We start from the raw sequence: 10871 nt of genomic DNA, 5'->3' as shown, positions 1-10871 counted from the left end.
TAGCAACAATCTCGTCGCCGATTGCGCAGTCAAACATATCCGCGGCCGTGTTGACCGACGCAGTAGCAAACGCCTACGGCAGCTTTGCGACGAGCTCCTCCACGCCGACGCGCGGGCCGGTAAAGAACGGCGTCTCCTCGCGGACGTGCCGGCGGGCGTCGGTAGCACGCAAGTCGCGCATCAGGTCGACGATCCGGTGCAATTCTGGCGACTCGAACGCCAGGATCCACTCGTAGTCGCCGAGCGCGAAAGCCGGCACGGTGTTGGCTCGCACGTCCTTGTAACCGCGGGCGGCCATCCCGTGCTCGGCGAGCATTCGCCGCCGCTCGTCGTCGGGCAGCAGGTACCAGTCCAGCGACCGGACGAACGGATACACACAGATGTAGGCGCCGGGCTCCTCGCCGGCCAGAAACGCCGGGATGTGGCTCTTGTTGAATTCGGCCGGACGATGCAGCGCCACATTGCTCCACACCGGAGTCGTCGCGCGGCCCAGCGTCGTCGTGCGGCGGAAGTCCGAATACGTGGCCTGCAACGCCTCGACTGTCTCGGCGTGCGTCCACATCATGAAGTCCGCGTCGGCCCGCAGTCCCGCGACGTCGTATAGCCCGCGCACGACGACGCCGCTGTCTTCCTGTTGTTTGAGGAAGGTCGCGGTCTCGTCGGCCACCTTTTCCCTGGCGGCTCGCTCGTCGCCAAGCGCTCCCGGCCGCACAGCGAACACCGAGAACATCAGGTACCGAATAGTGGCGTTGATGGCGTCGTAATCGAGCTTGGACATATCACCATCGTGCCACGCCGGACACCACCACCGCCGCTGCCGCCCGTGCCGCCGCGGCTACACAAGCGGGCACCCCGATGCCGTCCAGATAACCGCCGGCGACCGCCAGCGTCGGCGGCAGACCGGCCCGCAGCTCGGCAACCAGGTCACCGTGCCCGGGCCCGTATTGCGGCATGGCGTCGATCCACCGCGCCACATGGCAATCGACCGGTTCGACCGCCACGCCGAACAGCGTCGCGAGGTCCTGCGCCGACCACGCCAACAGGTCCTCGTCGCCAGCGCTGCGCGCCAAGTCGTCACCGAATCGCCCGAACGACAGCCGCACCAGCTCGGCGTTGCCGCGCCGCCCCCATTTGCGGGACGACAGCGTAATCGCTTTGGCGCGCAACCGTTCTCCGTGGGCCACCAGTACGCCGGACTGGTCTGGCAGCGGTGTGCCGCCGGGTAATGCCAGCGCCACGACGGCAGCCGATGCCACCGCGATGCGCCGCGCAGCGGCCGCGGTCCTCGGCGCGACGCCGTCGACGAGCCTTGGCAATGCGGGTGCGGGGACGGCCAGCACGACGGCGTCGGCACGCCAGCGGCCGCCCTCGTCGTCGATCAGCTCCCAGCCACGCGCGGCGCGGTCGACCCGCTGGACGGCCACCTGGGCCCACCGGATGTCGGCGCGCCGGATGAGCTCGTTGACCAGAACCGCGTATCCGCCGTCGACCGCGCCGAAGACGGAGCCGGTGATCGGCGGTGGCAGCGCCTCGCGCACGGCGTCGGTCAGGCTGGGCGCACCGCGGTCCAGCGCCATGGCCAGCGTCGGGGCGGCAGAGCGCACGCCGATGGACGCTGACGATCCGGCGTATACGCCCGTGAGCAGCGGGTCGACCGAACGTGTCACGACCTGCTGACCAAACCGGTCCCCGACCAGTTCCGCGACCGTGGGGTCGGCTCCTGGGCGCCATCGCAGCGGGCGGGTTCGTTCGTCGACCATCTGCGCGATCGTCGCGTCGTCGACCAATCCGGCCAGCGCCGACGGGTTCGCCGGGATGCCCTGCACGGTGTCCTTCGGCAGCGGGTGAAACCGGCTTTGGCTGTAGATCAGCGGCCGCGCGCCGGTGGTGCCGATCTGCTTGCCGGCAAGGCCCAGTTCGGCCAGCAGCGCGGGCACCTCCGGCCGCCGCGCGACGAACGCCTCCGCGCCGACGTCCAACGGCTGCCCGCCCACCCGCTCGGTGCGCAACACTCCGCCCAGCCGATCCGCGGGGTCGAACACCGTGATCGACGCGTCCGGGCCCGCAGCGACGCGTAACCGGTACGCGGCGACTAGGCCCGAAATGCCGCCGCCGACAACGCAATACGTTGCACTCACAGGCTGTGCACCAGTGCGACGACGTCGGTGATGACACCGGGATCGGTGCTGGGCAGCACCCCATGGCCGAGGTTGAACACATGACCGACCGCTCCGGCGTCAACCGCGCGACGGCCGTCCTCCACGACACCGCGGACCGCGCGTTCGACCACCGGCCAGCCCGCGAGCAACACCACGGGGTCGAGGTTGCCCTGCAGCGCGGTGCCAGGCTCCACGCGCGCAGCGGCGTCGGTCAGCGACGTCCGCCAGTCCACGCCCACGACGGTCGCGCCGGCCTGCGACATCGCGCCAAGAAGTTCGGCGGTACCCACACCGAAATGGGTCATCGGGACGCCCTCGCCGGACAGCGTCTGGAACACCCGTGCGCTGTGCGGCAGCACGGACGTGCGGTAGTCGGCCAGCGACAGTGTCCCTGCCCATGAATCGAAAACCTGGATCGCATCCACACCGGCCGCCACCTGCGTCTGCAGGAACGCGATCGTGACGTCGGTCAGCGTCGTCATCAGCGCGTGCCAGGTGTCGGGCTCGCCGAGCATCATCGCCTTGGTGCGCTCGTGGTGGCGGCTCGGGCCGCCCTCGACGAGGTAGGACGCCAGCGTGAACGGAGCACCCGCGAACCCGATGAGCGGAACGTTCCCCAGTTCGGACACGAGCGACCTGACGGCCTCGGCGACCGGCGCAACCTGTTGCTGCTCAAGAGGTTTCATCGCCTTCACGTCGGCGGTGGTGCGCACCGGATGGTCGATGACGGGGCCGACGTCGGGCACGATGTCGAGCTTGATGCCCGACGCGCGCAGCGGCACCACGATGTCGGAGAACAAGATGGCGGCATCCACGCCGTGCCTGCGCACCGGCTGCAGCGTGATCTCGGTGATCAACTCGGCATCGAAGCATGCCTGCATCATGGTGTTCTTGGCCCGCAGCGCCCGGTACTCGGGCAGCGAGCGCCCGGCCTGCCGCATGAACCACACCGGCACGCGATTGGGTTTGCGGCCGCCTGCCGCGGCAAGGTACGGCGACTCGGGCAGCTCACGACGGGTGTTCATCGGCTCTAATGCTGCCATGACCGCCGAGTCGGGCTCCTACGCCTCGGCGGTCACCAGGTTGGGCGGCCACGGCCGCGGCGTGATGCACCGCGGAACGCCTTGTGGACTGCCCGCCGGGGCGTTGTCCCAGTCGAATTCGACGTTGCGCCAGTCGGCGGGCGAAACGAACGATGCGCGCAGGCATTTGAACTTCGCGGACGAGAACGTGGACTTTTCGCTTGCGAAGGCGGCACCGCGAAACGAGACATACTCGCCCGCGAATCGGACGTCGTCGAAGGACACGCTCTTGCCGCCGAACGCGGCTTCGTCGAACGACGTGTAGCGGGCCGCGAATGTGGCGCCGTCGAATGTGGTCACCGCGGATTCGAATTTCGCACCGTCGAACAAGACCGTCTCGGCGGTGAATATGGCGTCGTCGAACGAGGTGTTCTGGTCGGTGAACGTCGCGCCGCCGAAGGAAACATGCCGGCCGCCGAAACGGGCCCCGTCGAAGGCGGCGTCCTCGAACAGCACGCCGGTGAAGTCGAAGTCGTTTGCAGACCAGCTGGTGTCGGCGCCGCGCCGCAGGTGACGCGCGATTGCCCGGACGATCGTCTTGCGGACTTCGCGGTCGTTCTGGCGTATCGCCTGACGGCGCTGCTCCTCGATATTGGTGGCCGGCGGGGTCGCCGACCATGTGGTGGTCGAGACGAATTCACTGAGATGGCTGCTGCCGAAGTCCGGGTCGTACGGCAGCCGAAGGTAGCCGCACAGCACGTCGATGCACTGCTGGCGGTGGGCAAACGTGGTGCTTTCATCCGCAACGGCCGCCATCCCGTACACCCCGCCGATGCGCACAGCCACGTCCGAATCGCCGAGCTGGGCCGACGCGGCGCCGAACCGCTGCGCGAAACGTGCTCTCTCCGAGTCCTTTTGGCGCCGGAACACCAACACGAGTGCGACCGCGATGACCGCACCCGCAATGGCTGGCGTTGCGGCCCTGACCACGTCAAGCGCGTTCGGCTCCGCCGGATGCTTGAAGAGGTCGCCGCTGACGGCCCACGTCGCCAGCACGGCCAGGCCGACACCGAGCACGGCAGCTGCCACCACGGATAGGAACAACGGAATGCGGGCAGTGTGCCGCCGCGAGGCGGTGAGTGTGCTACGAAAACCGCGCCCTAGCGTTTGGGCGGGCCTGAACATCCACGCGACCAGGCCGCCGGCGACGGCTGCCACCACGATGGCAGCCACCACGCGCAGCGGCACAGAACCCGCAAATTTCAGCCCAGGCCGGTCGGCGATGACGGGTCGGCCGAGCACCCAGAATGTCGCCCATCCGGCCGCCACGGCGACCGCGAGGACCAGAAATGCGACCACCACAGGTGGGATGTTTCGCAGCAGCCTGGGACGCCGGTGTGCAGGATCGGCCTGGATCTGCGGTTTTTCTGGCTGTTCGTCGCGGTTGGGCCGGGCAATTTCGGAGATCGCATCCGCCACCCGTTCGGCCATGATCACATCGTCTCATTCCCGCTATACCCGTCGGGCCGGAAAATCGGCGCGCCTGCGCACAGGCCAGGCCAAATGGTCTAGCGTCAATCGGCATGACCACCGCCGAACCGGCTCAGTTCCGTGAAGCGGTGGCGGCGATGAATGCCACCACCGTGCGACCGGAAATCGAGCTGGGTCCGATCCGCCCGCCGCAGCGGCTGGCGCCGTATAGCTACGCACTCGGCGCCGAGGTTCGGCACGCCGAAACGGCCATCGTCCCGGAGCGGTCGGAGGGCGACGCGTTCGGCCGGCTGATCCTGCTGCACGATCCCGAGGGCGCCGAGGCGTGGGACGGCACGATGCGGCTGGTCGCCTACATTCAGGCCGATCTCGACTCCAGTGAGGCGGTCGACCCGCTGCTGCCGGAGGTGGCGTGGAGTTGGCTCGTCGAGGCGTTGGAGTCGCGTGCCGAGCACGTCACCGCGCTGGGCGGCACCGTCACCGCGACGACGTCGGTCCGCTACGGCGACATCTCGGGCCCGCCGCGGGCTCACCAGCTCGAGTTGAGGGCGTCCTGGACGGCCACGAGTCTGGATTTGGGCCCGCATGTGCAGGCCTTCTGCGAGGTGCTCGAGCACGCCGCAGGCCTGCCCCCCACCGGGGTCACCGATCTGAGCTCCCGGACGCGCGCCTGACGATGGCCGAGTCGGTGGAGGCTGGCTTCAGCGCGGACTCCAACGGCGACGAGTCTCAAGAGCCAGAAGCCACCCCCCTGCTGGCGCCCCGCGACGGCGTCCCTGAACTGGCCATCAGCACCGGCGAAATCGCCAGGGCCGCAGAGCTTTTGGCGTCAGGGACCGGCCCGTTCGCAGTGGACGCGGAACGCGCGTCCGGTTTTCGGTACTCGAGCCGCGCGTATTTGGTGCAGATTCGCCGCGCCGGCGCGGGCACGGTGCTCATCGACCCGGTGAACCACGGCCGTGACCCGGTGACGACGCTTGCGCCCGTGGCGGAGGTGCTGACCACCGACGAGTGGGTGCTGCACGCAGCCGATCAGGACCTGCCGTGTCTGGCCGAGATCGGTATGAAGCCGACGAAGCTGTACGACACAGAGTTGGCGGGCCGGCTGGCCGGCTACGACAGGGTGAACCTGGCCGCGATGGTGCAGCGGCTGCTGGGCCTGCAGCTGACGAAGGGACACGGCGCGGCGGACTGGTCGAAGCGCCCACTGCCCCACGACTGGCTGAACTATGCGGCGTTGGATGTGGAGGTGCTGCTCGATTTGCGCCACGCGATCGCCGCGGTGCTCGAGGAGCAGGGCAAAACCGATTGGGCCGCACAGGAATTCGAGTATCTACGAACTTACGAGGCGACGCCGACGCGGCGGGATCGATGGCGTCGCACGTCGGGTATCCACAAGGTGCGCAACCCGCAGGCGCTTGCGGCGGTGCGGGAGCTGTGGCAGACGCGCGATCAGATCGCCCGCCGCCGCGACATCGCGCCCGGCCGCATCCTGCCCGACTCCGCGATCATCAACGCGGCGACGGTCAATCCCGACACCGTCGAGAAGCTGACCGCGCTGCCCGTGTTCGGCGGGAATCGTCAGCGCCGCAGCGCGCAGGTGTGGCTGGACGCGCTGGCCCGGGCGCGAACGGCAGACCCGCCGCAGGCGCAGGAGCCGTCGAACGGCCCGCCGCCCGCATCGCGGTGGGCCCGGCGTAAACCGGAAGCGGCGGTACGGCTCGATGCGGCCCGGGCAGCGTTAGCCGAACTGTCGCAACGGGTTTCGGTGCCAGCCGAGAACATCGTCTCGCCAGAGGTGGTCCGGCGGCTCATGTGGGACTGGCAGCCGGTCGAGGACATCGCCGCGGCCGTCGAGGAATTCCTGCGCGACGCGCAGGTGCGGCTGTGGCAGCGCGAGCTCGTCGTCCCGGTGCTAGCGGAGGCCCTTTCTACCGCCGAGCAGACGTAAAAGTCCCCGACACGCCGCGGTTTTGGGTCCTTTTGCGTCTGCTCGCGCGGGTTAGCCGGAGCGCTGGCAGAACCGCAGCATGTTGCCGAACGGGTCGATGACGTCGACGGTCGGACCGCCCGGCGCGTCATATTCGATGCCCGGCCGTGAATACCCGTGCTGCTGGTCGATGAGTTCGCGGTGCAGCGCCTCGATATCGCTGACCGGAATCCACACCGCGGTGTTGGGACTGCCGTCGCCGTAGTGCTCTGACAGATGCAGCACCGCCTCCGACCGGCTGACCTGGATGTAGACCGGGAAATCGGGTTCGAAGCGATGCTCCCAGTCGTTGTGAAAGCCCAGGTAGCCGCAGTAGAAGTCCAGGGCACGGTCCGTGTCGAAGATCCGCAGAATCGGCACGGGAGGGCCGATGCGGACGTCGGTCATCAGTCGAGATGCTCGCTGACTTCGCGCTCGGCGACGGGTGCGCCCTGCGCGGCGACCCAGCCAGTGATCTGGCGGGCGATGTTGCGGTCGGTCAGGCCGACGTCGGAGAGCACCTCGCCGCGCGAGGCCTGCGCGAAGAATTCCTGTGGCAACCCGACATCGCGGCACGGCACGTCGATTTCGGCGCGCCGCAGCGCCGCCGACACCGCCGATCCGACACCGCCTGCCACGCCGTTGTCCTCAACCGTGACGACGAGCTTGTGCGCCCGCGCCAACTCGCCGATCCCGTCTGGCACCGGCAACACCCATCGCGGGTCGACCACGGTGACGCCGATGCCCTGGTTGCGCAGCCGCTCGGCGACCGCCAGCGCCATCGACGCGAAAGGTCCGACGGCCACCAGGAGCACGTCGTCGGACAGGCCGTCGGCCGGGACCGCGAGCACGTCGACTCCCCCGCGTCGCTCCAGGGCCGGAACGTCTTCGCCCACATCGCCTTTCGGGAAGCGAATGGCGGTGGGACCGTCGTTGACGTCGAGCGCTTCGCCGAGTTCCTCGCGCAGCCGCGCACCGTCGCGCGGCGCGGCGACCCGCATGCCGGGCACGATGCCCAGCATCGACAGATCCCACATGCCGTTGTGGCTTGCGCCGTCGGGGCCGGTGACACCCGACCGGTCGAGCACCATCGTCACGGGCAGCTTGTGCAGCGCGACGTCCATCATCACCTGGTCGAACGCCCGGTTCAGGAACGTCGAGTAGATGGCGACGACGGGGTGCATGCCGCCCATCGCCAGCCCGGCTGCCGACGTCATCGCATGCTGCTCGGCGATGCCGACGTCGAAGAATCGATCGGGGAACCGCTGGCGGAAGGCGCTCAGCCCCGTCGGGCCGGGCATCGCGGCCGTGATCGCCACGATGTCGCGGCGCTTGGCGGCGAACCGGATCAGCGCCTCGGAGAACGCCGACGTCCAGCCGGGGCCGGGCACCGATGTGGCCAGCCCGGTCTCGGGGTCGATCACGCCGCAGGAGTGCATCTGGTCGGCTTCGTCGTTCTCGGCGGGCGGATAGCCCATGCCCTTGCGGGTCACCACATGCACGATCACCGGGGCGTTGAAGCCCCTCGCGTGACGGAGCGCGCTCTCCACTGCGTGCTCGTCGTGGCCGTCGATCGGGCCGACATATTTCAGGCCGAGGTCGGTGAACATCACCTGCGGTGACAGGGCGTCCTTGATGCCCGCCTTGATGGAGTGCATGCACTGGTAGCAGAGCTCGCCGATGAGCGGCACTCCGCGGACCACCCTGCGGCCTTCGTCGAGCACCTTCTCGTAGCCGGGCTGCAGCCGCAGTCCTGCCAGGTGTTCGGCGAACCCGCCGATCGTGGGCGCATAGCTGCGGCCGTTGTCGTTGACGACGATGATGACCGGCCGGCGCGCCGCGGCGATGTTGTTCAGCGCCTCCCAGCACATGCCGCCGGTCAGCGCGCCGTCGCCGACGACGGCCACGACGTGGCGGTTGCGGTGCCCGGACAGCTCGAATGCCTTGGCCAGCCCGTCGGCGTACGACAGCGCCGAGCTGGCATGGCTGGACTCGACCCAGTCGTGCTCGCTCTCGTCGCGCGACGGATAACCCGACAGCCCGTTCTTCTTGCGCAGCGTGTCAAAATCCAGCGATCGGCCGGTCAGCATCTTGTGCACGTAGGACTGATGGCCGGTGTCGAAGATGATCGGATCGTGCGGCGAGTCGAACACGCGGTGCAGTGCCAGTGTGAGCTCCACGACACCCAGATTGGGGCCAAGGTGTCCACCTGTTGCAGCGACCTTGTGAATCAGGAATTCCCGGATTTCTTGCGCCAGACCGGTCAGTTGCGGCTGGGTCAGGTGCTGCAGATCGGCGGGACCGCGGATCTGTTCAAGCATTCCGCCAGTGTACGCAGGCGGCCTTGCTCAGTCCTGTTGTGCTTGGTAGATGTCGGGCACACCGTCGTGATCCGCATCAGCCGATTCCGCCATGTATATGCGGCGGTAGACCGCATTGCGGCTCAACAACAGAATCGAGGCCAGCACACCTGCGATAACGCTGCCGACGAGCACGCCGATCTTGACGTCGTCCCCCGTCACAGTTTCGTAACCGAAGGCCAACTCACCGATCAATAACGACACGGTGAAGCCGATGCCCGCCAACAGCGACACGCCGAGCACGTCGCGCCACGCCAGGTCGTCGTCGAGTGTGGCGTGTGTGAACCTGGCGAGCAGGAACGCCGTCAGGAACACGCCGAGGGGTTTGCCGATCACCAGCCCGGCGATGACACCGTCGGTGATCGGGTGCAGCAACGAATCGCCGAGCCCCGCCCAGCCGTCGACGGTCACGCCCGCGGCGAAGAAGGCGAAAACCGGCACCGCGAACCCAGCCGACACAGGCCGCATCGTGTGCTCGAACCGTTCCGCGGTGGGCTGCCCGTGCCGACCGAGCACCGGGACCGTGAAGCCAAGGACCACACCCGCGACCGTCGCGTGCACGCCGCTCGCATGCACCAGTGCCCAGGCCGCGACTGCGAGCGGCACCAGCAGCCACCAGTGGCGGATCCCACGTTGCACGGCCAGCCCGAACAGACCGATCGGGATCAGGGCGAGCGCCATCGGCGCGAGCGACAGGTCGTCGGTGTAGAAGATCGCGATGACGGTGATGGCCAGCAGATCGTCGACGACCGCCAGCGTCAACAAGAACGTCCTCAGAGCGGTGGGCAGATGGGTCGACAGCACCGCGAGGACCGCGAGCGCGAACGCGATGTCGGTGGCGATCGGAACCGCCCAGCCGGCGAGGTTTTCGGGATGCCCGCTGAGCAGGTTGATACCGATGAAGATCGCGGCGGGCACGACCATTCCCCCGACGGCGGCGGCGATCGGCAGGGCGGCACGGCGTGGGTCGCGCAGGTCGCCGGCGACGAACTCGCGCTTGAGCTCCAACCCGACGACGAAGAAGAAGATCGCCAGCAGCCCGTCGGCGGCCCACACCGACCCAGGCAGATGTAGATGCAGCAGTTCGGGTCCGATGGCGAACTCCGACAGTGCCCGATAGCCATGCGCCCACGGCGAATTCGCCCACACGAGAGCAGCGGCTGAGCCTGCGAGCAGCAGCATGCCGCCGACGGTTTCCCTGCGCAGGATCTCGGAGAAGCGTTTCGTTTCCGACCACGAGCCACGCGTCAGCAGTCGGACAGGGGTAGGCATTGCCGAAAGTCTAGTTATTCGAATTCGGTTGCCGGCGCAGCGCCTTTACGGCATCTTTACTCGTGGAGCGCCGGGAAGTCTGGTCGGCAGTCGCACGACCGCGGGAGTTATCAATTGGCGCTGCAATCAGAACTCGACGTCGTAGCGTTGATGTGTGCGAGCCGAACAGATCGCCGAGGAGTTTCCAGTCGTAGCGCTGGACTCCAATGCGCTCGACGCGGTCCGGCTGCTGGCCACCCGCCGGCTGCCCGGGCTGGTCGTGACGGACAGCGCGGGGACGCCCGTCACGATAATGCCCGCTTCGCAGGTCGTGCGCCTGCTCGTCCCTGCATACGTCCAGGAGGATCCGTCACTCGCAGGCGTGCTGAGCGAGTCGATGGCCGACCGCGTCGCCGACAAACTGGGCGGCAAGACGGTCGCGGCGGTGCTGCCCAAGCCGCCGCCGGATATGGCCATGGTCAATTCGGACGACACGATCGTCGAGGTGGCGGCCGTCATGGCGCGCAACCGCTCGCCGTTGGTTGTCGTGATGGGCAGCGAGGGACTCGTGGGCGTGATCACCGCGACGCGAATACTCGAGGTGGCCCTGTCCCACTGA

At 68.2% G+C, this 10871-nt stretch carries 10 protein-coding genes; 3 read left to right on the top strand and 7 right to left on the bottom strand.

The genetic code is table 11. The features are described 5' to 3' along the window. Positions 1 to 73: 73 nt before the first annotated feature. The 4 genes from hemQ to ACWW36_RS20385 are packed head-to-tail and all read right to left on the bottom strand — an operon-like array spanning position 74 to position 4672. Positions 74 to 778 (bottom strand): hydrogen peroxide-dependent heme synthase, encoded by a 705-nt coding sequence (hemQ, locus tag ACWW36_RS20400; RefSeq protein WP_456137787.1) that lies wholly within the window; start codon positions 776 to 778, stop codon positions 74 to 76. A gap of 1 nt (position 779) precedes the next feature. After that, on the bottom strand, positions 780 to 2138 hold the full coding sequence (locus ACWW36_RS20395; RefSeq protein WP_456137786.1) for a protoporphyrinogen oxidase: 1359 nt from the start codon (positions 2136 to 2138) through the stop codon (positions 780 to 782). Then, positions 2135 to 3184 carry a uroporphyrinogen decarboxylase gene (hemE, locus tag ACWW36_RS20390; RefSeq protein ID WP_456137785.1) on the bottom strand — a complete coding sequence of 350 codons (1050 nt, stop codon included), beginning with the start codon at positions 3182 to 3184 and terminating at the stop codon, positions 2135 to 2137. Before hemE ends, ACWW36_RS20395 begins: the two co-directional genes overlap by 4 nt. Before the next feature lie 36 nt (positions 3185 to 3220). After that, positions 3221 to 4672 (bottom strand): pentapeptide repeat-containing protein, encoded by a 1452-nt coding sequence (locus ACWW36_RS20385; RefSeq protein WP_456137784.1) that lies wholly within the window; start codon positions 4670 to 4672, stop codon positions 3221 to 3223. Positions 4673 to 4764: 92 nt separating this feature from the next. Here ACWW36_RS20385 and ACWW36_RS20380 point away from each other — a divergent pair, with 92 nt between their 5' ends. Next, a complete protein-coding gene (locus ACWW36_RS20380; protein ID WP_456137783.1) occupies positions 4765 to 5346 on the top strand; it encodes a DUF3000 domain-containing protein in 582 nt (193 codons plus the stop codon). A 2-nt stretch (positions 5347 to 5348) separates the two neighbouring features. Further along, entirely contained in the window at positions 5349 to 6623 is a 1275-nt protein-coding gene (locus tag ACWW36_RS20375) for an HRDC domain-containing protein (RefSeq protein WP_456137782.1), read from the top strand. A 51-nt stretch (positions 6624 to 6674) separates the two neighbouring features. Here ACWW36_RS20375 and ACWW36_RS20370 read toward each other — a convergent pair whose 3' ends face one another. The 3 genes from ACWW36_RS20370 to nhaA are packed head-to-tail and all read right to left on the bottom strand — an operon-like array spanning position 6675 to position 10273. Continuing rightward, positions 6675 to 7049: a glyoxalase superfamily protein gene (locus tag ACWW36_RS20370; protein ID WP_456137781.1), complete on the bottom strand. Its 375-nt coding sequence runs from the start codon at positions 7047 to 7049 to the stop codon at positions 6675 to 6677. Further along, entirely contained in the window at positions 7049 to 8962 is a 1914-nt protein-coding gene (gene dxs, locus ACWW36_RS20365; protein WP_456137780.1) for a 1-deoxy-D-xylulose-5-phosphate synthase, read from the bottom strand. The genes ACWW36_RS20370 and dxs overlap by 1 nt, the downstream gene beginning before the upstream one ends. A 27-nt stretch (positions 8963 to 8989) precedes the next feature. Then, entirely contained in the window at positions 8990 to 10273 is a 1284-nt protein-coding gene (nhaA, locus tag ACWW36_RS20360) for a Na+/H+ antiporter NhaA (protein WP_456137779.1), read from the bottom strand. Positions 10274 to 10427: 154 nt separating this feature from the next. On the opposite strand from nhaA, the gene ACWW36_RS20355 reads away from it, so the two are divergent. Next, on the top strand, positions 10428 to 10871 hold the full coding sequence (locus tag ACWW36_RS20355) for a CBS domain-containing protein (RefSeq protein ID WP_456137778.1): 444 nt from the start codon (positions 10428 to 10430) through the stop codon (positions 10869 to 10871).

It is taken from the genome of Mycobacterium sp. MMS18-G62 (genome assembly GCF_053877835.1).
Note: the sequence above shows the minus strand (reverse complement) of the source record. Positions and strands in the feature narration are given on the sequence as shown.